The sequence below is a fragment of the Geobacillus sp. FSL W8-0026 genome, assembly GCF_037966255.1.
GTDB lineage: Bacteria > Bacillota > Bacilli > Bacillales > Anoxybacillaceae > Geobacillus > Geobacillus icigianus.
Genome location: NZ_CP150194.1, coordinates 2,769,212 through 2,793,774 on the forward strand (window position 1 = coordinate 2,769,212; position 24,563 = coordinate 2,793,774).

Consider the following 24,563-nt stretch of genomic DNA (forward strand, 5'->3'; position numbering starts at 1 on the left):
GTCGCAAACAAATGTTTCTCATATGCTCCCCTTCCTTATTTCCATTATTTTTACAATAAAATTGTATCTTTCCTCCTCCCTGCCATCCACCGTTTTCGACAGACAAAATTCGACATGACTTAGGGTTGGAACGTCCACAATCCGATAAATGAATGTTGAAATGCTTCCCTTCTTTAATTGATTTGGGAACGAGCATGGAAGAAGAGGAGGTAGGCTTTTGAAACGATCCATTGCAACACCGTGACAAGGAATTCATGCCCATTTTGCATCATGCTTGTGCAATGAAAAAGCCATATCGCCTAACCAAACAAAAACCCCAAACGGTCATTGATGTCTCCCGTTTGGGGTTCGTTCAAGAGTAGAGCACGATCATGGCAATGAAAAAGTACGCCGCGTTGGCGATTTCCAAGATGCCTAGTTTCATGATCGGCAGCGATTTTCCGTATAAGTAGACGGCGCGAATGGCGCTCGGCGCGTAGGCCAAAACGGCGAACGGCTCGCCGATGGCGATGAGACCGGCAATCAACAAGGCATGGTATCCCCATGACAGCCATTTGTATCGCACGTTTTTCTTTTCGCGAATCATCGTTTTGACGTAAAACGTGCTGCCAATGAAAAAGAGGAAGGAAAACGCGGCCAATTCGAACGCTTCCACCGTCAATTCCCCGCGCCCGACATAAAAGGCGCCCAAGCCGCCGACGCAAAACGATGCGATGGCCGCAACATCATTCCAGAAAGCGCGCTCGTTCTTTTTCTTGCTGTAGTAGATGTTTACTAGGAAAAACGGAATCATCGCCAAGCCAAAGAGAACAAGGGCCGGCCGCTGCAAAAGGGAAACGGCTAGGGACGGCGCGGCGATGACGCCATAGCGAATGGCAGCGGGCACGTACGGCTCGTTCCGCTTCGTTTTGACCGCCATCAAGAGCGGATACGTCGCCAAGTAGAGGGCAAGCCAAGCGAGAAAGAGCGGCGCGTGAACCCACGTGAGTCCGCCGGCGTATGCCCCGAGCCAAAACGGGATGATGAGCATCGCCCAAGCGCCATGTTGTTTAGGCATCACCCATTTGCTTTTGTTTGCCATCGCTCTCACCCCCCGCTCACTGGCGGAATAAAAGCGACTGTATCGCCCGGTTGAAGCGGCGCGTCGTCGCGGGCGTACTCCTCATTGACCGCGGTCATGACGCGGTCAAGCGGCAAGCCGTAACGCGCTTCCACTTCTTCTTTCAGCTTTCCTACGGTGTCGGGGACGTGCGGCCATGTCACTTGCCGCTCGCCGACTTGTTCGCCCAAATGGGCAAAAAACAAGAGACGGATCATCATTCATTCACCTCCGGCTTTCCGGACGGATAAGCTTTTGTTTCCAGTTGATCGCCAATCCATGCACTGCCATCTTCCCATTGTTCTTTTTTCCAAATCGGTACGATTTGTTTGATCCGTTCGATGGCGTAGCGGTTCGCTTCATACGCTTCCGCGCGGTGTGGCGAGGAAACCGCGATGACGACGGCGATGTCGCCGATCTCAAGGCGCCCGATCCGATGGGTGATCGCCGTTTTCGCTCCCGGCCATTGTTCGGCGATTTCCGTTCCGATTTGCGCCAGCATTTTCTCCGCCATCGACACGTACGCTTCATATTGCAAAAAGAGCGTCCGCTTGCCGTTCGTCCATTCGCGCACCGTGCCGGCAAACACGGCAACCGCGCCGGCTTCCGGGCGCATCACTTTTTTCATCACATCCTCGACCGAAATCGGCTCGGACGTGATGACAAACAACGATTCCGTCATGTCCCTCTTCTCACCTCATTCATCAACCATGGGATATATGCGGCCTCATCAGCCAGCGAAAACAAAGGGTGCGGCAACGGCCGGGAAAGCGGTTCCCAGGCGATGACGGCGCGGATGTTGGCGAGGTGCTGAAGCGACGCCCAATCTTCCTCGGAGCGCACAAGCACGACTTTCGGATGGAGCGCCTTCTTATAGCCTTCGACCAGCACGAGATCCAGTCGAAGCGGCGCATAAAGCGCCAACACATCATCCAACCGCCACAACGGGCGGCGGAGATGCAGCTGCAACAGCCCGTCCCCTTCCACCGCTGTCGCCACCGCCCCGGCCCGCTCATGACGGACGGAATCGACGCCTTCCGGCCGTGCCGGCTCGCCGCCATGGCCGTGATGCTTCACCGTCCCGACGCGCCATCCTTCCCGGACGGCGGCCGCCACCCATTTTTCGACGAGCGTCGTCTTGCCCGTATGTTTATAGCCGACAACTTGCCAGACGTTCATTCGCTCGATCCCTCATCATCATCGAGCAGCCATACGTCCACCTCGTCACCCTTAGCGAATCCTCTCGTCCCGCCCGGCAGCACCATCAAGGCGTTGGCCGCCGCGAGCGAGGTGACGATGTTCGACTTATCCATGCCGACCGGTTTGACGATCAGCCGGCCGTCAATCGCTTCGATTCGGCTGCGCACGAAGCGGGTGAACGGATTCGGTTTGGGAAAATCGGCGCCGAGCGTGGCCTTCACTTTTTTCAAATACGGCTTGGGGGAAAACAAGCGCGTCCGCACGACCGGGCGGACAAACAGTTCATAGCCGACGTAGCACGCCGACGGATTGCCGGAGAGGCCAAACAGCAGCTTGCCATTCCACTCCGCGACGGTCGTCACGCTCCCCGGGCGCATGGCGATTTTGTTAAACAAAACGTTCGCCCCCAGCCGCTCGTAAATGGCGGGCAAATAGTCGTAATCGCCGACCGAGACGCCGCCGGTCGTCATAAGCATGTCCACTTGATCGAGCGCCTCGCGCACGGCGTGAAAGCACGCGTCAAAGTCGTCGGCCAGCTGGCCAAAATAGATCAGCTCAGCGCCGCTTTTGAGCGCCTGTGCTTCAATCATGTAGGCGTTGCTGTTGCGGATTTTTCCCGGAACGAGCGGTTCAGAAACGTCAAGCAGCTCGCTGCCGGTCGCAAACAAGCCGATCCGCGGCTTTTTCGCCACCTTCACTTCGGCGTAGCCAAACGTCGCCAACAGCGCCGCCACTCCCGGATTGATGCGCGTTCCTTTTTCGACGAGCGGTTGTCCCTTTTTGGCATCTTCTCCTTGAAACGAGATGTTGTCGCCGGGGCGGAACGGGCGCTTAATCGACATATACGTTTTTCCATCCCGTTCATACTGTTTGGCCAGCTCCAACATGACGACCGCATCGCACCCTTGTGGAATTTGCGCTCCGGTCATCAGGCGCACCGCTTGAAACGGGCCGACGGGCTGTTTCGCCACTTGTCCGGCGCCAATCGTTTCGATCACTTCAAACTCGACCGGACGATCCAACCCCGCTCCTTCCGAATCGGCGGCGCGAATGGCAAATCCGTCATACGGGGAGCGGTCAAACGGCGGCACATCATGGTCAGCGCGCAAATCTTCGGCCAAATAGCGGCCATACGACTGGCGAAGCGGCACCGTTTCCTCTTCTCCCACTCCGGCGTAACGCATCACCCGAGCGATCGCTTCCGCTACAGGAATCGGGGTTCGTCTTTCGACCATGTCTCTCTCTCCTTTCGACTATATGGCTGGCGGCTATGGTCTCGTCCTTTTCACGTGGTTGCAGCGGTTTGATGCCTCCCGCCAGCATTTCATCACCGACACTCACAGCGGCGATATGCGCCAACATCCTTTTCCTCGTCTAGGGGGCCGGTGATTTAAGGAAGCAGGCCGTTTACCGGCCTCGTTTCTCAAATAGAAAAGCCTTGTCGCATCGGTATCGCCTTTCACACGCTCCCCCCATCGTTCATAGAGAAACAACCGTTTTTCACCAGTCATCTAGGGGGCCGGTGATTTACTCACGCAACCGCTTCTCGGAATCGTTTCTCAAGTAGAAAAACTGGTTGTATCAGCTTCTATGTTCACGCGTTCCATCATCGATCAAGGCAAACAGCGGTTTTTCACCAACCTTCTAGAGGATGTTGACAAGGCGACCGAAGGCGGGACGCGAAGTGCGCCAACATCCTTTCCCGCGTCTCGCCGAACAAAGCGGCCGACGGTGCGAGCTCTTGCCTCACTTTATCCGCCTAGCGGTATTGTTCCTGACTATAGTTTAGCACGTCTTGAGCCCGATGTTCGACTCGGTCGACCGGCTCTTTTGTCTTGATTGTACATAAAAACGAAAAGTGCCGTTGTGATGTTGATCACATTCGTTCTCCGTCTTCATTTTTTCGCTGCTGTGAGATGAATCACAACGTGGCCGCGGAAAACACGGTATGCTGAAGCTGTAACGATTGGATCAATGGAGGGATGATGAATGGAACAGCGGTTTACTGAACAATCATTGATTGGCGATATTGTCACTCAATTTCCGAAAGCAGCTGATTTGTTGAAAGCGCGGCGCATCGATTTTTGCTGCGGCGGACAGCGTCCGTTAAAAGAAGCCATCGAAGAGCGCGGACTGGATGGCGAAGCGCTCCTTCGCGAGCTGAACACCCTTTATGCGGAGGCGCAAAACAAGCCGACCCGAAACTGGAGCGAAGCGACGCTGACCGACTTGGTCGATCATATTATCAACACGCACCACCGCTATTTGAACGAGGAACTGCCGCAGCTCAGCCCATATGTCACAAAAGTATTGCGCGTACACGGCATGCACCACCCGCACCTTTCCCGCGTGCATAAACTGTTTCACGAGTTAAAAGCGGAACTCGAGCAACACTTGATTACAGAAGAAACAGAAGCATTCCCGCTCATTTTCCAATTTACTGACAACCCCTCGCCGGAAAACCGGGAGGCGGTCGAACAGGCTGTTCGCGAACTGGTCAATGAGCATGAGATCGCTGGCGATTTGATCAAAGACATTCGCGACATCACCAACGACTTCACCCCGCCGGAAGACGCGTGCGGCACGTATCGGCTCGTTTACAGCCGACTCGCCGCGCTCGAAGAAGATTTGTTTACCCACATCCATTTAGAAAACAACGTCCTCTTCCCGCGCGTGCTGGCGGCGGTAAGAGCATAAGCAAGCAAACCCTTCCCCCATTTCTAAGGCAAAGGCAGGCGCAGCGAGCGATGAACAGGCCGCTCTTCGCCGGAAAGAGCGGCCCTTCTTCTTTGTCATCCGCCAATATACGACATTTCAATTTTCTTCCGTTGCTTCGCCGTTTCTTCCGTCCGTTCTTCTGAATAGCGATCTGTCCGCTGGTTCCAAACCGCGGTGATCAACGACTTCAGTTCCTCTTTCGTCGCCCCGGCGCGCAGGTTGTCTTTCAACGACACGCCCTTCGATGCAAACAAACACGTATACAGCTTCCCGTCCGCGGAAATGCGCGCCCGCGTGCAGCTGCGGCAAAACGTTTCCGTCACTGAGGCGATAAAGCCGACTTCCACCTCCGTGCCGACGTAGCGGTAGCGGCTCGCCACCTCGCCGAAATACGCTTTTTCGACCGGTTCGAGCGGATGCATGGCGTTGATTTGTTCATACATCTCTTTTTTCGTCACAACATGGGAGTAATCCCAGCCGTTCGTTGTGCCGACGTCCATAAATTCGATGAGGCGGAGCGGAATGCCTTGTTCTTTGAAATAGGCCGCCATCGGCACGATTTGCGAGTCGTTCCACCCTTTTTTGACGACCATGTTCACCTTGACGCCGAGCCCTGCCGCCCGGGCGGCTTCAATGCCTTTTAACACCGGGGCGACGCCGATGCCGATGCCGTTCATTTTGCGGAAAATGTCATCATCCAACGCATCCAAGCTGACGTTGACGCGCTTTAGTCCGGCTTCTTTCAGCCGCTGCGCCCATTTCACTAAATGAACGCCGTTGGTCGTCAAGCCAATATCGCGCAGGCCGGGAATCGCAGACAGCCGCGCCACAAGCGCATCCAAATCGCGCCTTAAGAGCGGCTCGCCGCCCGTCAAGCGGATTTTTTCGACGCCCAGCTCGACAAAACATTCCGAAAGAAGCGCCATTTCCTCGACCGTCAACAGCTCACCTTCCGCCAAAAAGCGAAAATTCGGCCCGAACACGTCGGCCGGCATGCAATAGACGCAGCGAAAATTGCATTGGTCGATCACTGATAACCGCAAATCGCGAAGCGGGCGGGACAGGCGGTCCATGACGTTCGTTCGGTTGCGCTCGCCCATCGCACTCCCTCCTTTCTGTTTCGTTCGCCGCACGATATTGACAGGCGGCTTTGTTTATCTTAATTAGGCGAGAAGACTCCCACTTCAATGAAGCGAAGCGGCGCATTAAACATCTTAAAGAAAAGTAAAGCTGTAGACCTGAGTGTCTTATGCTCTAAAGTGGACACGCCTCAAAGAATAAGGATTGCTTGAAGCAGTCAAACTTCTTTGGAAGCCTCCACTTCAAATTTTCGCTAGAAAATTAAGTGGGGGTCGTTCACTCCCGTAAACGACCGAGTTTCGTCGCAAAAGCCAATAAACTGAATGACAATCCGATCGTGACCGCCACCCATGCCCACGCGAACTCCATCCGCCCCGATTCCATGGCCATGTAGACGGCGGTCGGGATCGTTTGCGTTTTTCCCGGAATATTGCCGGCGAACATGAGCGTTGCGCCAAACTCCCCGAGGCTGCGGGCAAACGACAGCACCGCTCCGGATAATAACGCGTGTCTGGCAAGCGGCAGCGAAATATGCCAAAAGACTTGGCGCTCATTCGCCCCATCGATGCGCGCCGCCCCTTCAATGGTTGGATCGACCGCTTCAAGCCCGGCTTTGGCCGCCTGATACATGAGCGGGAATGACACGACCACGGCAGCCATCACCGCGGCACCGGGCGTAAACAGTACGGTCGTATGAAACGACGCTTCGATCCACCGGCCGATGGGGCTATGGCGGCCAAACAAGACGACGAGCAAAAAACCGACGACCGACGGCGGCAACACGAGCGGCAACATAAACACCGTCTCCACCACCGTCTTGCCGCGAAACCGGCGGCGCGCCATCCGCCTCGCCGCCGCTGTCCCTAAGACCGCGACAATCAAGCCGGCGAAAAGTGATACTTTAATCGATAACCAAACCGGTGACCAAAACGTTGTCATGGGTCAGCCTCTCTTTGTTCCATCTCCATCCTAACGATACGAAAACAAATAGATAAACGCTGTGATGCTGCTCACATTGATTGTATCATACGGGCGGGGAAATCCGGCTTAGAAAAATTTGTGACAACCTGCACAAAAAAAGTGACAAACGGTGATTTTTTTCACGCTGTCCCCACTGTGAGGTTTTTTACAATAGAAATAGCCGAACAAATGGAGGTGTCAATCATGCAACGGCTAAGCCAACCAGTGGAGAAACGCGATTTTTCCCTCTTGCGCTCATGGCTGCAATCGTCGAAAAAAGTGATTCCGCTCCGCAAACATTCGTTTTTGTTTCAAGAAGGAATGCCCGCCAATGAGCTGTATTTGATTCTTTCCGGCAAGGTGCAAGTAAGCAAAATTTGCCCCGATGGAAAAGAAATGTGTTTCCGCATTTGCGGAAGCGGAGAAATCGTCGGCGAGCTGACGCTGTTTACAAATGATGCCCGCTATTTATTGACCGCCAAAGTGATTGAACCGGGGGAAGCAGCGGTGATGAAGAAAAACGAACTTGAAGACCAGCTGCTGATCAATCCGACCCTTACCCTTGAATATATGCGCTGGATGAGCAAGCATGCCCGGCGGACGCAGACGAAGTTTCGCGACTTGATGATGAACGGCAAAAAAGGGGCGCTCTATTCGACGCTCATTCGCCTATGCAACAGCTATGGGGTCTCGCTTGGAGATGGAAGCATTTTCATTGATTTAACATTAAGAAACCAAGACTTAGCCAACTTTTGCGGCACGACACGCGAAAGCGTCAATCGGATGCTCAATGCATTAAAGCAAGAAGGGATCATTTCTATGAGGCGAGGGAAAATTACCGTCCACGACTTAAACTATTTAAAAACGGAAATCCAATGCGAAGACTGCCCACCGGATATTTGTTGCATTGAATGAGCACGGCGCTTTCATTTTAGAGCCAACTCCCCCGCTTCGCTAACGCTTGAAGTGGGGGCTCCTTACCAATATGTAACTACCCCTCAAACAAGCGGATTTTCTCGCCGACTTTCGCCAATAACGGCTTTTCTTTAAGGGTAAATGTGTCCCCGTTCGTATTCGGATCGCCAGGTTTAAGCGCCTTCGCTGAGAAAACGACATAGCTTGGCACGCCGTTTTGGAAGTCGTTCATGTCGTTGTATTTATACCATTCATTTTGGATGAGCACATATTCGCGATCCACTTCCTTATCGGTCGGATAACCGTTTTTCGGCTTGACGATGATCACGCCGTGCATGCCGTTGGCGATATGTTGCAAGACTGGCTTCGTGCCGCAATGATACATAAACACGCCCGGGTTGTTTGCGGGGTAAGTGAACGTTCCCGATTTGTTCGGCATCACGTCAATAAAGTCTTTTGACGGTGCAGCGTGGACAGCGTGAAAGTCCATGCTGTGCGGGATGACTGGGTCCATATTTTTCAGCGTAAAATGGATCGTATCCCCTTCATTGACAACGACGAGCGGCCCGGGCGCCTGGCCGTTAAACGTCCACGCTTTGTAGATTTTTCCTTTGTCAATTTCAATATCGGTAATTTGCGCCGTCATTTCGATGTGGACGTCATGCGGTCCGATCCGCTCCATTTTCAACGGCACCGGCGCTTGATTCACTCCTTTGTGCGCCGCTAAAACGTTCGTCGCCTGCTGTTGTGTGGCGGCCGTTTCACTTTTGCTTTCCACCTTCACCTGCTCTCCCCCGTTATTGCACGCCGCTAAAAGCGAGGCCGCCAACACGATCGATAACAACGCGGATCCATTTCGGTTCATCGTTCTTTCCTCCTCTTCTAACGGAATCGGTTTACACCTTCAGCGTACGCCATTTCGGCTTCCCCTCTAGTGATTTGTATCACCAAGGAACACGCATATTTGAAGGGTTTGTGAAACGTTGAACAATATGTTTATCGCTACTGTAAAAACGATAAAGAGCGTGCCCACGTTGGCTAACGGAAAACGGGCATTTCGTTTTCCGAATCGTCATCAGTCCCCCCTTCAGTCCATCATGCCTAGTGAACAATAAAAAGAGGCCAAAAGCGGATACTTTTGACCTCTTTCGATGGTTACGATGCGTACCGTTTCGCCGATTCGCCGGCTTTTTTGCCGAAGACGATTCGATTCAATAAGAAGCAGATCAAGGTAAACAGGCTGAGAAGCATAAACCCGAGCACGTAAGAACCAGTCACATCTTTGATGATGCCCATTAAAATCGGCGGAAAAAAGCCGCCCAGTCCGCCCCAGGCGCCGACAAGGCCGGTGACGGCGCCCGTTTCGGCTGGGAACAGCTGCGGCACGAGTTTGAACACCGCACCGTTGCCCAGCCCAGACATCACGGCCACAAACAAACAAGCCGCTGTCATCACCCAAATATTTTCCATTCCAAACGCGATCACCAACGCGCCGATTGTCATTCCAGCGTAGACGAACGTCAACACCCGTTCAGCACCGATTTTATCGCCAAGATAGCCGCCGACTGGCCGCGCAAGCGTAGCGAGTACAGTAAACCCAGCCGCGCGCATCCCAGCATCCACCGGCGTCAACCCATACAAGTCAACGAGCAGCGACGGCAAGTAAATGCCGAAAGCGACAAACGCCCCGAACGTAACGAAGTAAAAGAGCGACAACGTCCACGTATGTTTATATTTCAATACCGACAGCGATTCACGCACCGTTTTTTGTTGTTTCGGTTTCGGCATATCCGGTGTGAAAAACCAAACGAGAACGAGCATGACGACAACGGGGATGATCATTCCCCAAAACGCCCACGAAACGCCGAAAGCGGCAGCGATCGATGGAACCGAAAAACTGGCGACCGCTGTGCCGAAGTTGCCCATCGCGTTAATCCCGAGCGCTGTTCCTTGCTTTTCCGGCGGAGTCAAGCGCGACACGAACGTTAACGAGATCGCGAACGACGTCCCGGCCATCCCGATGAAAAACGCCCAAAACAGAAGCATCGCATACGAATCCGCAAACCCTGCGCCGATGAGCGGAACGATTAAAAACAGGAGCAGCAGCGAAAACAGCCTGCGCCCGCCGATCCGGTCCGTCCAAATGCCAAGCGGCAACCGCATCACCGAACCGAGCAAAACGGGAATGGCGACCAAAATGCTTTTTTGCGTCGATGTCAGCCCGTACATTTGTTGAAACGTACTCGCAAGCGGCGAAAACACGGCCCACACGGCGAATGAAAACATCATGGCGAACGTCGTAATCGGCAGCAGCGCCTTTTGTTTATTCATGAAAAGCCCCTCCCTCATCTTCTTCGAAAATATTTGGTTTTATTTGTACTTCCATCATACACAGGTGAAGGAAACGAATTTGTGAGGTTGATCACATGCTTGTCTGTTGTCACCATTTTGTCACCGTCGTTGCCACGGTTTTGTCACCAACAAAAAAGTCCGTCCCCTAAAAGGAACGGACATGATCGGGCAAAACGGTTTTCCCATACGAACGAGCAGAAACGCTGTTGGGGCGCACACACGTCTTTCCAAACAGCCTGTTCCCTCACCCGCTCGCCCGTATCTCTTGCCTCATAAACAACCAATAAGCGATCGCAAAGCAGACGAGAGCGGCGGCAATCAAGGCGGTCGCTTGCGGCCAAATGAGCAAGACACTTTGCGAGAACGGCAGCGGGGCGGCAACAGCGCCGGCCGTTTGTTCCACGGTGACGATCCCTAGCGTCCGAACGTCCAGCGAAAGCAAAGCGGTCGTGGATTCGTTGAACAAGTAGCTCGGCGACAATCTCATGAGACCAAGCACCAACTCTTGACGGCCGACCGCCTGCTCAACGGACGTAATCGCATCAGACTGCAAAAACGACTTCGCAACTACTTCCACGATCATCGCGTAAAAAAGGTTGAAAAACAGCCAAACGGCCAGCGCTGACAACGCGGATGTCGCCGCTTGGCGGAAGACGACGGAAAACAAAATGCCAACATTCAGCCAAAAGGCGATATACACAAGGCATAACAACAAAAAGCAGACCATGCGGGCAAACTCTTCGAAAGTAGGCGGAATCCCCAAGACCAAAATGCCTAATGCCGTCACAAGCAGGCCGAGGGAAAGAAACAACACCGCATTCAACAACAACGCCGCGACAAACTTGCCGTTGATGACGTAATCGCGTGGGATCGGCTGCGCCATGAGCCGGCTCAACGTCCCGCGATTCCGCTCCGAATTGATGGCATCAAATCCAAGCGCGATGCCGAGCAGCGCTCCGAGAAAACCGACAAACGTCACAAACGATGGCAGCGTTCCGTCCGAGACAGTGAATAATTTTAAAAACAAGTAGGCGCCTTTTGCGATTTCCTTGGCCTCTTCCGACGAATCGAGCGCGTCCCGAATCGTCGTCATCGCCGTATACAGCGACCCGAAGCAAGTGAGCAAGATGAGAGCGATCAAAATGATCATGCGCCAACTCGTCAAATAATCGGCCAGTTCTTTTTTGACAATGGCCGAAAAGGCGCTGCTTGCCCCTCTTGTCCGCTTCTTCTCATCAAGCGCCCCCGCCTTCAGCCGTTTTCCCCATCTTTTTGCAATTGACTGTAGATGAGCAAATTTGCTAACACAAATTGACAACTAAACAAAAAAGGAGACATGAACCCGATTCCTTGGTTAGAATCGATGTGCCACCAACTATCTACAAGGAGGTTCATGTCTTAGGAATCGATGAGCACATCATCAAGGAATCCACCAATTTTTCATGACGCTGGGATTGGCACTTGATTTCTCGAAACCGGTCATCAAGCCTCTCGTTTACCTTGTCGATGCCTTGACAACCAAGGGATGTTCAGGGACATTGACGGATGTCCAGTACTGGAGTTTTCACCCGAATCATCGAACCACGCTCAGCCATTTTTTCACGAAACGCCCTTGGAACGAGGAAAACCTGCTTGAGAAGCTGCAAGAATGGATCCTTCGCCAGATCGAACGCCTGGCCAAACGGGAGAATCAACCCCTTTTTGTTTCCATGGATGATCCCATTTGCCAAAAAACGAAGCCTGCGTCACGGGCTACCTGCGCCATTCAAGGGTGTGATTGGCACTACTCGCACAACGATCATCCATCCGTCTGGGGGCATTCGCTCGTTTGGCGGATGGTGTATACCCGTCTCTATGATAAGGTGGCGGGAAGAAGCAAAATCGACTTGGCGATCGAGAGGCTTCTTCGCTCAAAGAAAAGTGGACTCGGCCGATGTGCGTGGTATCCGTCCCAAGCGCTCATCGAAGCCTGCCTGAAACAAGGATTCCATGTCATCGCCATGCTCAAGACGAACCGGATTCTCTATCCGAAAGGCATCGCCGTCCAAGCGAAGGAGTTTGCCCGTTATATCGAGCCCAACGACACCCGCCTCGTCACGGTGGGGGAACGAGCGTTACCGCGTGTATCTCACAAGAAATAGATTTTGGTGGAAATGGCACATTCCATCCCCTCGTCGGCCTCCACATGGCTGGACGCGTTAGTGAAATCCCACACATTTGTGATAAAATCACTATCATCAAACAAGATTATTTCACTTTTTCAAGTGTAAAACGGTTGATTCTATATACTTAGTCACAAAGAACATCAATATCTTCTTGATTGTGACTAGTGAGCAAAATCGTCCTTCCCTCTTCCCTAAACTTTCGAAGCGAATTGCGGATCGTTTCGACGCTATCAGCATCTAAAGCATTGAATGGTTCATCTAAAATTAATGTTTGTTGATCTTCCATAATGGCTTGAGCAATGGCCAGCTTTTGTTTCATTCCAAGTGAATAATGTTTTACCTTTTGTGGTGATTCTGGATTTAATCCAACCATTCTCATCGTTTGCTTGATTTTGTCATCATCGATTTGGTTTCGAATGAGGGCTAACGCTTTTAAATTTTCAAATCCTGTCTTCCCCGCTATATATCCTGGCCGATCAATGATAATTCCAAAATTACTGGGAAAGCGCTTATTCGTGCCCAACACTTCCCCGTCCACAATCACGCTACCTTGATCAGGGAGTAGAAACCCACATATAAGTTTAAAGAATACGGACTTTCCCGAACCATTAGGGCCAATAATTCCATAAATTTTCCCTCTTTCCACCGAAAAATTCACATTTTCTAAAATCGTTTCCCCTTTAAATGATTTACTCACTTGATTGAGTTGAATATGCGCCAACATTCTCACTCCTTTTTAGAAATGAAGATCTTGCTTGCGAAAAACATACAGCAAGAAAACAATCATTAAAACATTCCATAACGCTAAAATCGCACTGATGCGATACACCGAGCTATCGGTAAGTAAATACGACATGCTATTTAATCCAGATGGAACGATCCCCCAATTGTTAAGATGCGGTAACATAAAAAATGAAAGTAAAGCGATCCCAACGAAACTATAAAACGTTTCTTTGCTTAACCAAGCAATAATAAACACAAAGAGCACATAAAATGATAGTTGAAGATAACCATTGACAAAAAAATGATAAACGATTTTAAGCACGGTGACCGAACGCTCAATAGAGACATAGAAATCAAAAGAGAACCCATTCAAAAAAGAAATGAATAAGGCTAGTAAAGCTAAGGCGAACAAATATACCCCAATATATAACATTATCTTGCAATACCAACCCCAAAACCATCGACTGGTAGACTGATAACGCAAAAGCTTGTAATATCCCATTTCTGACAATTCCTTCTGCAAATACAGTTGAACCCAATAAACCAGTCCAAAATAGAGAATCAAATAGCATAAAAATGGCTTAAAATAAAACGCCTGATTTGAACCGCCTATAAACATGAAAAGAAACTGATCCCAAATCGTTGTTCCTTCTTTTCCTCTCATACCCGCCCATAATGACATGACAATCAAAAGGATAGCCGCATAGTCATTCCAATTGTATAATTTTAAATTCAAATCTAATAGGTTAATAACCAAGATAAGTAGGATCATCCCCACTGTGACCACTACAATCGATATCCATATAGTTCCGAATTGCATAACTCCCGAATGCAAAATCAAGTAATTGCATAAATTGAGTAAGGAATGGGGAGGAAGAAGTTTAAATGACACACCAGCATAGACCCATATAAGAACGGCAGCGAATACGACTATCCTTTTGTACTGCCATTTCACATAAAGAATAGCCAACAGAAGGTGAAAACAACTCACACTCAAAACAAGCAACGCTAAATGCAGCAACAATGCCAAAAAAGGACTAGTTATCAATTTTTGTAATATTTGCGTTTCGCTCAAAAACGCGTCCATCTTACTAAACGGGCTCCAGCCAGCAAAATGAGGAGCACCAATTGACAAAACTCCGCTCACTGCTCCCCAGACGATGATGGATACGCCGACAATTTGTATAAATTGAGCTAATGTTGCATATACCCAACTTCTGTAAGAACCAAATCGTATGAAGATCGTATAATCAAAGTTAGATGTAATAATTACTAAAGAATGATAGAGAAAAAAAGGCAAAACAAAGTAAATGATTAGATAAATATTGCCAAAAGAACTATGCACCAGATCCCATTTATTCAACTGCAGTTTGCTTTGAAGGGAATGAATATACATCTGCTCTTTGGCTCTTACACCATATATGTAAATCATCACTCCAAAGAGAATCCACTTGACTTTTAGTAATTCATTAAAAAAATTGCTCCATTTATTGTTTATCATTCTAATCATGATACTGATGCAACCTTTCTTTTAGATAAACGATCAATATAACAACAATAAGGCATAAAACCCCGAAAGGCACGAATGCCGTCCATAAAGGTTGCTGTGATATGCTAAAAGGAAAAATAGCATAAGTCGGAGAAAATTGGTCATATCCAAGAACTTGAGCAATAAAGTTTCCCAGCAAATAATAGATGAATGGAATGGAAAGCGCTACAAACGCCTTTTCTAAAATCATGTCGAGCAACAACCCCATTGTCGCATACATCATCCCATTTAGACCAACCCATAATGAATAAAGGATCCCATATGGCAACGTCCCTAAGACCAGTAATTGCTCGAATGTGGTATGAGGAATTGGATTGCCATCGGTTGGATACAAACGAACGATCCCTAAATGAGGTTCAACATACATACAAAAAACAAATGGAAGAAATACAATGAAAAACGCGATCAAAAAGGACAAAATCGCATTGGCGATTAGTTTGCCAAAAAAGTAAGTTGTCAAAGAGGTACGGATCCGCACATAGGGAAGAAAATAATTTTTTTGTTCACTTGGAAAAGAAATCGCGTACACAAGAATCATGATAATGGGAAAAAGTAACGGCACAAAATTGGAATTTACACGCAGGAAAAGATCCAACTGTCTATAATAAACATAACCATCCTTTATCAACGCAAATTGAATGGAAGGCAGAACTAACACCAATGCAGCCCAAACTACCCATTGTCGCCAAGTAAAGGCTTTCAAAAATTCAACTTTCACTTGATGGCCTAACATGTTCGACACCCCTTCCCATATACTTCTATACGAGGAGAAACATGATCATGCACGTGTTCTGCAACTGTATTATATCACTTAGTACATATGAGAACAAGGGGGATTTTGGTATTTGCTAATTTCAGACAGTACGAACCCGTTACACACTCGAAACCGATCGAGCTTATGATCGGATCCCCTCTTATATATACATGCGACATGAAGAGCCAACCTCTCGGTTATTCTGCATATCAGTGAAATCGTTGAACAGTTGAACATTAGTAAACGAACTGTCGAACACCACGTATCATCCATTTTGCGAAAGCTGAACGTCAAATCACGGTCCGGAGCGGTAGGAAAAGCGTTTATGCTTGGATTGCTTCAGTAACCGCGGTTTTAGGGGAGAGTCGAAAAAAGAATACGTTTGATCAAGCACCACTCCTCCAATCAGCCAAATGGCTATCTCTAAACATCTTAAAGAGATTCGACAACGCTAGGCAGATAACGTTAAGAAAATGTGATCGGTAAAAATCGAACATTCTGACTATAATAAAGAAACCTTGAAAGAGTTTTGACTCATTCAAGGTCATTGACCATCTACTATTCTATTTTGTTTTTACAGCTTCCCTTAATTGTTCTACTACACTTTTTAGCCATTGGATTGGAGTCACTCCAAGGGCAGGAAAATATACCCCGTCTGCACAGTGTTGTATGTATTCATTCTTTTCATCATCTGAATACTCGCTATTAATGAATTCCGTTAAAAATGCAATCGCAGACTCAAGATATTCCTTACTTTCTTCTGTTAACAATTCTTGTAATGCTTCCTCAGGCGAATCAATGTCTTGATGAAACGTTCCAGCTAGAAACTGAAAAACTGGATCTCCCGGATTATTTTTGATCAGCAAGCATCTTACCCTCCATTCCGTTATTGAGTTGGATAACCAGTTAAAATAAAATTCCCTGCCCCATCTTTCTTTAATACTATCTTAGCATTTGTCATATTTTCAACTGTCGTCGAACCTCTTTGTACCCCGCGGCCAATAATTTCTGTACCTTGATAAGGCAGAACCAAAGTCGATTTCGCTTTTGGATTGCTTAACCATTCTTGGATCATTTTCTGGTTATTTGGATCGTTTAAAACTTCGCTGGCTACTCTTTCAGCCGTAGCTCGATCTTTGAAAGTCGATGCCCCTTTTATTTTAGGATTATCTTTTAAGCGTTGTAATAACTCTTCATCTGTCTTCCCAACATGTCTGGCAATTAGATGCCCGCCCCGAGCCTCATGTGCAGCTAATCCTCCTCCAGGAGCTAGAGGACTAAAATCTTTAGGTTTAACATTAGTCGTCCCCTTCTCAATCACATTATCGACTTTCTGAATCATATGGCGAGATACATCTTTCGCCTCATTCATCAACATCCGAGGCGCTGAACCCACTCCGGCATATACCGGCTGCATTGAAATGGAAGCGATGCTCTGCACTAATTGGTCCCATTGCGTCTTGAACAGGCGAGCGGTTTCCACCAATGGCGCTTTGATGACTTGATGGTAGATCCTTTGGAAGAACACTTTCACTTTATCATAACGCACGACATGCTTCACTTTCGACAGGGTAGAGGCGGTGTCGATCGCTTTCGCTCCCTTGGTCGCCGCTTTTCCTGCCATGCCGACTCCTTTTGCGGGAGGAGCAATCGACGCAATCAACATTCCTCCTGCCAACAGCCGATCACCAAACGATAGGCGCTCTCCAGTGACTGGGTCGTACTCCCCGAACACGCGTTGCAAGTCGTACCAACCAATCAGTTCTAATCCGAATTCCTTCATGTTGTCGGCCAGCGTTTGGTCGGCTTGACGCATCGCTGCGGCGGTGCGATACAACAGCTCTTCGGCTTCATTAAGCTTTTCTTCATAACGCCTCAGCCAATGAACGAGTTCATCCCTCAGCTCTTCGATTGCGGACGTGCTGACGCCGGGGAGATTCATCGCAAGGGAAGAGAGCTCCCACGATAACGTCATCCGCGCCCGCTGACACGCATCTTCCGCATCGGGAATATGTCCAGCGACTGTTTCTAGCTCATCTGGCTTTACATGAATCATTGCCCGCACTGCACCCTTTCATAATCATGATCCAACACGCTTGACATGTAAGACATTCTTTCTTCACTCTCCGCTTATGCTTTGTATAAATGGTAACATAAGCTAATATAGTGTAAATTATGATTTTATTGGCTCTTCACCACAAAATGTACTTGACAATCAAGTTGTTTTCTGATCAAGGGTACAAAAAATGCGAAATTTCCTGTATGGTAAAGGTAACCAAACCATCAACCATGGAGGAAATTTCGCATGCCATCTCCGTTTATCAAAGATTTGATCACTTTACCAAGCTTTCTTATTCAAGGAGAACGAAAAGAGGAAGAACGATGGATTTTTGAACGTTCCCTCCCTCCTCATTGTCCGATCTGCCCGACTTGCTTCGGACGAACCATCAACATGTCATCGAAACGGAAACAATGGATTCATGGCTATACCAATACGGTCGGTTTATTTTGGATTGAACTTCCCATCGAAAGACGGCGTTGCCAAGCCTGTTTTCTGACGTTCACCGTTTCTGATCCGGGACTTCCGTCTCACAGTATCGCGACGGAATCGTTTCAACATTGGGTCGCCCAGTTATGCATCGGAAAAACGATTCAAGAAGTCGCTCGCTTGTTACCACTCGCCTACACGACCGTAGAACGCTGGTTTTATCAATATACCCCGGCTCTTTTACCAACATCGAATCCTACCGTCGTATGTGTGGATGAATTCGCTTTCCGAAAGGGACATGATGACGGAGTAGCGGTGATGGACACACAGACTCGGAATGTCCTTTCCATTGCTTCTGGAAAAAATAAAGAAGCCATTGTGGAGGCGCTTCAACCCGTCGCCTCCAAAGTGAAGTATGTGGTCAGCGACTTGGCTCCTGCCATGAGAAAAGCCATGGAAAAGGTATGTCCAAAAGCCATCCATGTTCTTGACCACTTCCATGTGATTCAGTTATTCACCGATGCACTGGAACGTTGTCGCAAATCCCTTGCCAAAGGCGGAACCAAACACGGAAGCGTTCGCCGCGTGTGCCGATTGTTAAGCCAACGTCCAGAAAAATGAACAGAAGAAGAGAGACAGGAAGTTCGACAATGGTGCCAAGAAAGTGCTTATTTACGTGATGTCTATCAAGCCCTTCAACATTTCCGTTACGTATCCAAAAGCCAAACAAGAAAGCAAGCCGAAACTCGTTTGACCCAATGGTTTGACCGGTACCTTTTTAGCGACTGTGCCGCCGTACGCCGTATTGCCAAGGCACTCATCACCCGAAGAGACGCCGTGCTTTCTTGCATCGTTTTTTCTTACTCCAATGGTCCAATGGAAGGAATCAACAACAAAATAAAATGGATCAAAAGGCGAGGATATGGGTATCGAAATATCCAGCGTTTTACTTTGCGTGTCTGTCTAGAGACCTCTATCACATTTTAACGTAAAAATCAAGTACATCTTTTGGTGATGAACCGTTTTATTACCATTTTTTACAACGTGTCTAGTGATTATTTATACCTAACCTGTAGTGCTAATCGAGTGTCAGCGCTCAACCAGCCCAAGTGTGACCATGACAATTCGTTCATTCTTGGATAATGAATGTCTTTCTTTGTCAAGCGCAAAATCAAACATAAACAAAGCGGGTGCTCCCTTCGAAAAGAGAAAGACAACCTAACATCCAAATGTGATGTTGATCAATCGTTGGCCTAGCAACAATTTGTTCCTTTGTTTCGCAGCGCCTTCGGAATATAGATGCAGTACGGTTCGCTTTCCAAATAGTCGCCCGTTACGGCGTAAGCGCGTGAACGCGAGCCGCCGCACACGTGGCGAAATTCGCAGACGCCGCATTTTCCTTTGTATTTGTCCGGATTGCGCAAGTCTTGGAAAATCGGCGAATGCCGGTAAATGTCGGCCAGCGGCGTTTCCCGGATGTTCCCGGCTTTGACCGGCAACAGCCCGCTTGGATAAACGTCGCCAATATGGGAAATAAAGATGAAGCCGTTGCCGTCATTCACCCCTCTCGGCGCGCGGCCAAGCCCGTCGACTTGCCCAGTTAATCCTTTATTCAAGACATCTTCGTAGTGAATGCCGTTGTTCGCCGTTTTTCCTTCGCGCATTTTCGCCTGCAGCACAACGCGGCGGTAATGCTGGGCGGCCGTCGTTTTAATGTCAAACGGAACGCGTTTGCTCGTCTCATACAGCCAGCGGAACACTCGCTCATGCTCGACGGGGGAAATCATGTCCGATTCTTTTCCTCTTCCGGTCGGGACGAGGAAAAAGACGCTCCAAAGAACGCATTTCAGCTTCTCAACCAATTCCGCCATTTCATCAAGCACATGAACGTTGTACCGCGAAATGACGGTGTTGATTTGCACGGGAATGTCGAGCTCATGCAAGTATTGAATCGCACGGATCGTCAAAGCAAACGAGCCGCTCGTGCCGCGGAAATGGTCGTGAATCTCGGCGTTCGGTCCGTCAAGGCTGAACGCCCAGCGCGCCAAGCCGACTTCTTTCGCCTTGCGGATCGCCTCTTTCGTCACGTTAGGCGTCGCGCTTGGCGTCATTGACACGCGCAACCCTTTATCGATCGCATATTTCGCCAAATCGTACACATCCGGCCGCATGAGCGGATCACCGCCGGTAAAAACGAGCATCGGCTGATCCATATCGTAAATCTCGTCAATGAGCTTTTTCCCTTCCTCAAACGTCAACTCGCGCGGGTCGCGGTGATATTGTGCCTCGGCGCGGCAATGAAGGCATTTTAATTGACACGCCCTGGTCAATTCCCAAATCACAATAAACGGATTTTCATTGAAATCGCGCATCCCATTCCCTCCTTGGCCTCCATTGTACCGCAATGGCTGGACGCGTTATGTGATATCCATCACATCTACAGCCAACGGCGGTTCAGACAGGCTTCGATAAGCGCTTAGGACGGATACTAGGAATCCATGAGCACATACACTGGTGTTGAAAGTTTATTTTTAATAATTTATAATAAAATTGCAAAAAATGAGAAATGGGGGATAGGAAATGAAGAAAATGAAATTTTTTAAATTCGGACTTGCCACAGCCTTGTCCGCTTCTTTGATTTCTTTTTCTTCAGGAGGAGTTTTTGCAGAAGAGAATAAAGACAGTGTTTCAAAATTGTAGGAAAATGCCATCCATTATAGCAATGAAGCAAACTTGAAAGCAGTAGTAGAAACCGGAAAAGTGACGGCTCAAGGATCAATCTCTATATCCACAGTAGGGACAGGCTCCACGTATATTTATGTTTCAGAATCTTCGGCATCCTCGTCGATTAAAGGAATTTCTCCAAATGCGTATCCTGTTAGTGAAGTAAAGGCTGTTGGAAAAACGACGAGTAAAGTTACTCTTTCATCTCATGGAGTGACTACGACGTTAATGCTTAATGGAAACTCTCTAGGTACTAAGCAAGATACTGGGTTAGGAAAAACTACTGATACAGCAACAGTTTCTCATTATCCAGTAAGTATTCCTTCTGGATGGGAATATCGAGCTACTTCCCATCACACATTATCAACTTCTACTAATATTTATATGGCTGATACAGGAGATAGTATAAGATTTTAATAAAAAAACCAAAAGCTCAAAATGCTTTGACATTTTGAGCTTTTTCATCAAGGTGAAAAACGGAAGGTGGAAAATGACAAAATGAACCGAAAAAAAAGCTATTTCATTATAGCACTCATCATGCTTTCTGTATTACTGTTTTCAGGATGCAATAATTTTTTAAAAAAAGAAAAGAGACAACCCTTGCATACAAGTGATACTATCTCTTTCCATGAAAATGAGCATTTTATTATACCCAATAATGCGCAGGAACAGCTTGGATTTATTCCTGATACCGCAACTTCATTTACAGTTGATTCGAAACTGAAAAAAAAGTGGATGATTGATAATGAATCGGTTGATATTATTTCTTTACAATCTGGAATGAAACAATTCACGTTCAACTTTATCATTGATAGTCTAAAAGATAGAGATCGTCACTTTCGACTGTTTATTTTCCATAATCAAAAATTTACCGAATTTTTGATTAACAACAAAAAATATACGTATTATGATATTCATATGAAAGGAAACGGATCCTTAAAAATTCCGATTCGTGTTCAAGTATCAAATAATTATGATTTTAGTGAGTATTTGCCTATTTTAATTGATAAAGATCAAAAACGATTTTTTACGGAAAACATACCTGTAACGAAGGTATTAGTGAGTAAAAGAAATAAAAATGATTTCTCTGAAATATCATCACATATAAAATTGGATCATGTTCAAAAGATATTTAAGAAGGAACCCAGTAAAAGCAACAAGTTTGGTCTGCCATCTGTTGTTTTGTTAAATGATCGTTTCACTCCTTTAGAGGTAGAAGAGGCTAATAAAGCACGGTATGTTCGAATTGATCAAAGTCCCCACAACATGGTAGAGGAGATCATGTTTTTTGATATGGAAGGAAATATATATGGAGTAACAGGAAAACAATCTCGTTCTTATACGTTTGAACAACCAAAAGATCAGGATTTTATCATCCCTATTCCAAAAGAAATCATTTCATCTAGCAAAGAGCGGTCTTTCTTGTTAATTAACAACAATCCAAGGGAAGAGAGTTTCATTCATCTAAATGATATAAAAAAAGGCAAAAGCAATATTTTCCTAAACTTTGCCAATCTTTATGAAATACGATAAGGTTAGAAGAAAAGAGTGGATGAAAATGAATAAAGTTTTTCGTTTACTCGTAGAAGATCTAGAACAGGAAAAAGAGAAAGCGGTCAAACAAGCGGAAAAACAGAAAGCCATCGAAATCGCGAAAAACTTGCTTGACGTCCTGCCGATTCACGAAGTCGCGAAACGAACGGGGCTGACTGTCGCCGAAGTGGCAGAGTTGGCGAAGGAAATGGATCAAAACCAATCTCCAGTCCAATAACGCAAAAGAGCCGAGGTCGTTCGGCTCTTTTTTCGCACTGTTGCCGTTTCAGCATTGACCTTTTATTGACGACGATGGAACGCTATTGGACAGGCAAAATCATTTTTCATCATGAGCGTCTTTCTGTATCAAGTACATTGGGTGGTGAAGAGCCGGGTGGTCAAGGATCGCTCTTCCGATCAGCAAAAGATGGATCCTCCCATCTTATCGATACTCTTCCTCGGTATTGACATTGCGCCATACGGTTTCATCGGCGGCAAGCGGTTGGGCGTCAACATAGCGGACGCGGGCGCCGTCAAGAAGCGAACCCATCCGTCGTTCACCGGCATCAAGCAGCTTGGCGATCAGCGGGCGAAGCCGCCGGTGGTATAGGGCAACCAATGGCTCCGGGCGGCCGTCATGGAGCGGGACGACGGCGTCAAAGGACGGATCGGCATAGGCGGCGAGCCGTTCCGTTACGTCCTTATTCATATACGGCATGTCGCACGGCAGAATGAACACCCAATCGGATCGGCTCTGTTCCATGGCGGTGTAAATGCCGGCAAGCGGCCCAAAACCGCGGTAACGCTCCACATCGAGCAGCACCGGGATGTCCGTTCGCCGACGAAACTCGCCGACAAGCGCCGGATGGCTAATGAGATACAACTCATCGGCGATCGGAGCCAGCGCGGCGACAGACCAAGCGAAAAACGGCGCGCCTTGATGCAACGCGAACGCCTTTGGCCGCCCGAACCGGCGCGACTGGCCGCCGGCCAGCACCACTCCAGCAATCGTTTGTTTCATCACACTCCCCTTTCCGGAGCCTGCTATTGTCAAAAGTTGATCATTCATATCTTGCTGTTTTTTATGAAATGCAGATTAGGGAAGGAATTTTGCTGTTCCTGTTATTTACGGTCATCATTGAGATAACCATACTCTCCAGTGAGCAGCCGTCCAACGTCGCTGGCTCAAGTTTAGCATTGCGGATTGACGGGACTCCAGATAGATCGATAACCCTACAAAAGCTTGCATCCGTGAACAAAATTCTATTAGCAACGGATTTGAACGCTCATGATGCCGCAACTCCTTGGATGCCAAAACTTCCTTCGACAATGGATACCAAATATCCTTCTCATTTTTATGTAAGAATTCTCTTGAAAATAAAAAAAAATAGTATGTATAATTATAGAAGTATTATAGGAGGTAGTTGAATTTGAAAAAGAAATTAGCTTTATCCAGTTTATCGGTCGGTTTATTGGTGTTCGGTGGAGTAGTACAAGCAGGGACTAGGGAGTGAAAAACATGTTACATCATCAATTGATGGTCGAATTAAAAAGGGCACTTACAAAAAAAAATATATTGTTTTGGCTAGGTCTGATTGTTTTGCTGCCAACAGCTAGGTTTTATATGGTGAAAGACGGGTACCAGTTTTATAAACCTATCGAAGTATTTCATGAAACAGTGTCAGGTATTATTCCGTTGCTCTTTCCTGTTATCGCTATCATCATTTATTTACCTTCTTTTTTACAGGAACAAAGAAACAAGTTTATTACGTATACCCGTACTAGAGTTCCATTGCATACTTACATAATTAGCAAAGGGTTGATCAATGCTCTGCTAACAGGGCTTGTCATATTTTTGCTCATTTTTCTTCCGTTCGTTTTTATCGTGTATTTTGAACAGAAATTAGGAATCATTCATTATAGCTCTTCTAACGAACATATGCGAATACCTGCTGTAACTTTCTCACAGTTTTTATCGTACGGAGAGTTCACGTACGGGCTTGTTTATTCTTTATGGGTTGCCCTAAATGGCGTCGTTTATTCTACCATTGCTTTTCTGTTATTGTTAAATGTCAGCAATCCATTCGTCGCTTTATCCATCCCGTTTCTGTTCTATCAGCTTTTTAACTTTGTGACCGGTTTATTGAATTTCGCTGTTTTCTCGCCGCTTAGTACAATTTTTCCTTTCAATATTGAACAGCAACCTTTATGGACCGTGTTCGTTCCGTTTTCGTTGTTACTCATTATTTTAACTATAGTTTTGGTATTTTCGATACGAAATGAGAATGAATGGATGATCTAAG

22 protein-coding genes and 5 pseudogenes are annotated in these 24,563 nt (G+C 47.6%); 10 read left to right on the plus strand and 17 right to left on the minus strand.

The window, feature by feature from the left end:
- Positions 1–352: 352 nt before the first annotated feature.
- Genes NST29_RS13865 through glp form a run of 5 tightly spaced genes read right to left on the minus strand, consistent with a single transcriptional unit; the run spans position 353 to position 3,534 of the window.
- Positions 353–1,081 carry a YwiC-like family protein gene (locus NST29_RS13865; RefSeq protein WP_033843278.1) on the minus strand — a complete coding sequence of 243 codons (729 nt, stop codon included), beginning with the start codon at positions 1,079–1,081 and terminating at the stop codon, positions 353–355.
- Positions 1,082–1,086: 5 nt separating this feature from the next.
- Positions 1,087–1,317, minus strand: a complete 231-nt coding sequence (moaD, locus tag NST29_RS13870; RefSeq protein WP_031405156.1) for a molybdopterin converting factor subunit 1 — start codon at positions 1,315–1,317, stop codon at positions 1,087–1,089.
- Positions 1,317–1,781 (minus strand): molybdenum cofactor biosynthesis protein MoaE, encoded by a 465-nt coding sequence (locus NST29_RS13875; protein ID WP_033843277.1) that lies wholly within the window; start codon positions 1,779–1,781, stop codon positions 1,317–1,319. Before NST29_RS13875 ends, moaD begins: the two co-directional genes overlap by 1 nt.
- The gene (gene mobB / locus NST29_RS13880; RefSeq protein ID WP_033843276.1) at positions 1,778–2,278 is read right to left on the minus strand and encodes a molybdopterin-guanine dinucleotide biosynthesis protein B; all 501 of its coding nucleotides are present in this window, start codon (positions 2,276–2,278) and stop codon (positions 1,778–1,780) included. The genes NST29_RS13875 and mobB overlap by 4 nt, the downstream gene beginning before the upstream one ends.
- Positions 2,275–3,534: a gephyrin-like molybdotransferase Glp gene (gene glp / locus NST29_RS13885; RefSeq protein WP_033843275.1), complete on the minus strand. Its 1,260-nt coding sequence runs from the start codon at positions 3,532–3,534 to the stop codon at positions 2,275–2,277. The genes mobB and glp overlap by 4 nt, the downstream gene beginning before the upstream one ends.
- 754 nt (positions 3,535–4,288) lie before the next feature.
- On the opposite strand from glp, the gene ric reads away from it, so the two are divergent.
- Positions 4,289–4,996 (plus strand): iron-sulfur cluster repair di-iron protein, encoded by a 708-nt coding sequence (ric, locus tag NST29_RS13890; RefSeq protein WP_033843274.1) that lies wholly within the window; start codon positions 4,289–4,291, stop codon positions 4,994–4,996.
- A 95-nt stretch (positions 4,997–5,091) separates the two neighbouring features.
- Here the strand turns inward: ric and moaA are convergent, their stop codons facing one another.
- Positions 5,092–6,117 (minus strand): GTP 3',8-cyclase MoaA, encoded by a 1,026-nt coding sequence (moaA, locus tag NST29_RS13895; protein ID WP_339232288.1) that lies wholly within the window; start codon positions 6,115–6,117, stop codon positions 5,092–5,094.
- Between the two features lie 256 nt (positions 6,118–6,373).
- Positions 6,374–7,036: a molybdate ABC transporter permease subunit gene (modB, locus tag NST29_RS13900; protein ID WP_033843272.1), complete on the minus strand. Its 663-nt coding sequence runs from the start codon at positions 7,034–7,036 to the stop codon at positions 6,374–6,376.
- 225 nt (positions 7,037–7,261) lie between these two features.
- On the opposite strand from modB, the gene NST29_RS13905 reads away from it, so the two are divergent.
- Positions 7,262–7,972: a Crp/Fnr family transcriptional regulator gene (locus tag NST29_RS13905; protein WP_033843271.1), complete on the plus strand. Its 711-nt coding sequence runs from the start codon at positions 7,262–7,264 to the stop codon at positions 7,970–7,972.
- A gap of 85 nt (positions 7,973–8,057) precedes the next feature.
- Here NST29_RS13905 and NST29_RS13910 read toward each other — a convergent pair.
- From NST29_RS13910 to NST29_RS13920, 3 genes and pseudogenes are all read right to left on the minus strand, one after another.
- Positions 8,058–8,837, minus strand: a pseudogene (locus NST29_RS13910) (multicopper oxidase domain-containing protein); the annotation flags it as partial.
- Between the two features lie 290 nt (positions 8,838–9,127).
- Positions 9,128–10,303 carry a nitrate/nitrite transporter gene (locus NST29_RS13915; RefSeq protein WP_339232290.1) on the minus strand — a complete coding sequence of 392 codons (1,176 nt, stop codon included), beginning with the start codon at positions 10,301–10,303 and terminating at the stop codon, positions 9,128–9,130.
- Positions 10,304–10,568: 265 nt separating this feature from the next.
- The gene (locus NST29_RS13920; RefSeq protein WP_156102693.1) at positions 10,569–11,642 is read right to left on the minus strand and encodes an ABC transporter permease; all 1,074 of its coding nucleotides are present in this window, start codon (positions 11,640–11,642) and stop codon (positions 10,569–10,571) included.
- Positions 11,643–11,674: 32 nt separating this feature from the next.
- Between NST29_RS13920 and NST29_RS13925 the strand changes: the two are divergent.
- Positions 11,675–12,432, plus strand: a pseudogene (locus NST29_RS13925) (IS701 family transposase); the annotation flags it as partial.
- Positions 12,433–12,613: 181 nt separating this feature from the next.
- Here the strand turns inward: NST29_RS13925 and NST29_RS13930 are convergent.
- Genes NST29_RS13930 through NST29_RS13940 form a run of 3 tightly spaced genes read right to left on the minus strand, consistent with a single transcriptional unit; the run spans position 12,614 to position 15,494 of the window.
- On the minus strand, positions 12,614–13,210 hold the full coding sequence (locus tag NST29_RS13930; protein ID WP_051962801.1) for an ATP-binding cassette domain-containing protein: 597 nt from the start codon (positions 13,208–13,210) through the stop codon (positions 12,614–12,616).
- 15 nt (positions 13,211–13,225) lie between these two features.
- The gene (locus NST29_RS13935) at positions 13,226–14,722 is read right to left on the minus strand and encodes a permease (protein ID WP_081897178.1); all 1,497 of its coding nucleotides are present in this window, start codon (positions 14,720–14,722) and stop codon (positions 13,226–13,228) included.
- Entirely contained in the window at positions 14,715–15,494 is a 780-nt protein-coding gene (locus NST29_RS13940; RefSeq protein ID WP_033843269.1) for an ABC transporter permease, read from the minus strand. Before NST29_RS13940 ends, NST29_RS13935 begins: the two co-directional genes overlap by 8 nt.
- Before the next feature lie 235 nt (positions 15,495–15,729).
- On the opposite strand from NST29_RS13940, the pseudogene NST29_RS13945 reads away from it, so the two are divergent.
- Positions 15,730–15,861: pseudogene (locus NST29_RS13945) on the plus strand (LuxR C-terminal-related transcriptional regulator); the annotation flags it as partial.
- A 217-nt stretch (positions 15,862–16,078) separates the two neighbouring features.
- Here NST29_RS13945 and NST29_RS13950 read toward each other — a convergent pair.
- Positions 16,079–16,381: a contact-dependent growth inhibition system immunity protein gene (locus NST29_RS13950; protein WP_008879021.1), complete on the minus strand. Its 303-nt coding sequence runs from the start codon at positions 16,379–16,381 to the stop codon at positions 16,079–16,081.
- 20 nt (positions 16,382–16,401) lie between these two features.
- Complete coding sequence (locus NST29_RS13955) at positions 16,402–17,571, minus strand: RNase A-like domain-containing protein (protein ID WP_033022767.1); 1,170 nt, start codon at positions 17,569–17,571, stop codon at positions 16,402–16,404.
- A gap of 249 nt (positions 17,572–17,820) precedes the next feature.
- On the opposite strand from NST29_RS13955, the pseudogene NST29_RS13960 reads away from it, so the two are divergent.
- A pseudogene (locus NST29_RS13960) lies at positions 17,821–18,990 on the plus strand (ISL3 family transposase).
- Between the two features lie 266 nt (positions 18,991–19,256).
- On the opposite strand, the gene NST29_RS13965 reads toward NST29_RS13960, so the two are convergent.
- A complete protein-coding gene (locus tag NST29_RS13965; RefSeq protein WP_033022769.1) occupies positions 19,257–20,375 on the minus strand; it encodes a TIGR04053 family radical SAM/SPASM domain-containing protein in 1,119 nt (372 codons plus the stop codon).
- Between the two features lie 361 nt (positions 20,376–20,736).
- Between NST29_RS13965 and NST29_RS13970 the strand changes: the two genes are divergently transcribed.
- The 3 genes and pseudogenes from NST29_RS13970 to NST29_RS13980 form a co-directional block, all read left to right on the plus strand.
- The gene (locus NST29_RS13970) at positions 20,737–21,144 is read left to right on the plus strand and encodes a hypothetical protein (protein WP_153017128.1); all 408 of its coding nucleotides are present in this window, start codon (positions 20,737–20,739) and stop codon (positions 21,142–21,144) included.
- A 66-nt stretch (positions 21,145–21,210) separates the two neighbouring features.
- On the plus strand, positions 21,211–22,260 hold the full coding sequence (locus tag NST29_RS13975; protein ID WP_235597959.1) for a hypothetical protein: 1,050 nt from the start codon (positions 21,211–21,213) through the stop codon (positions 22,258–22,260).
- Between the two features lie 4 nt (positions 22,261–22,264).
- Positions 22,265–22,498: pseudogene (locus NST29_RS13980) on the plus strand (transcriptional regulator); the annotation flags it as partial.
- 204 nt (positions 22,499–22,702) lie between these two features.
- Here NST29_RS13980 and NST29_RS13985 read toward each other — a convergent pair.
- Positions 22,703–23,281 (minus strand): molybdenum cofactor guanylyltransferase, encoded by a 579-nt coding sequence (locus tag NST29_RS13985; protein WP_033018165.1) that lies wholly within the window; start codon positions 23,279–23,281, stop codon positions 22,703–22,705.
- A gap of 26 nt (positions 23,282–23,307) precedes the next feature.
- Here NST29_RS13985 and NST29_RS13990 point away from each other — a divergent pair, with 26 nt between their 5' ends.
- Together NST29_RS13990 and NST29_RS13995 are read left to right on the plus strand one after the other, a co-directional pair.
- Positions 23,308–23,688 carry a hypothetical protein gene (locus tag NST29_RS13990; RefSeq protein WP_131385633.1) on the plus strand — a complete coding sequence of 127 codons (381 nt, stop codon included), beginning with the start codon at positions 23,308–23,310 and terminating at the stop codon, positions 23,686–23,688.
- Positions 23,689–23,779: 91 nt separating this feature from the next.
- Positions 23,780–24,562: an ABC transporter permease gene (locus NST29_RS13995; protein ID WP_033018164.1), complete on the plus strand. Its 783-nt coding sequence runs from the start codon at positions 23,780–23,782 to the stop codon at positions 24,560–24,562.
- Position 24,563 lies beyond the last annotated feature (1 nt).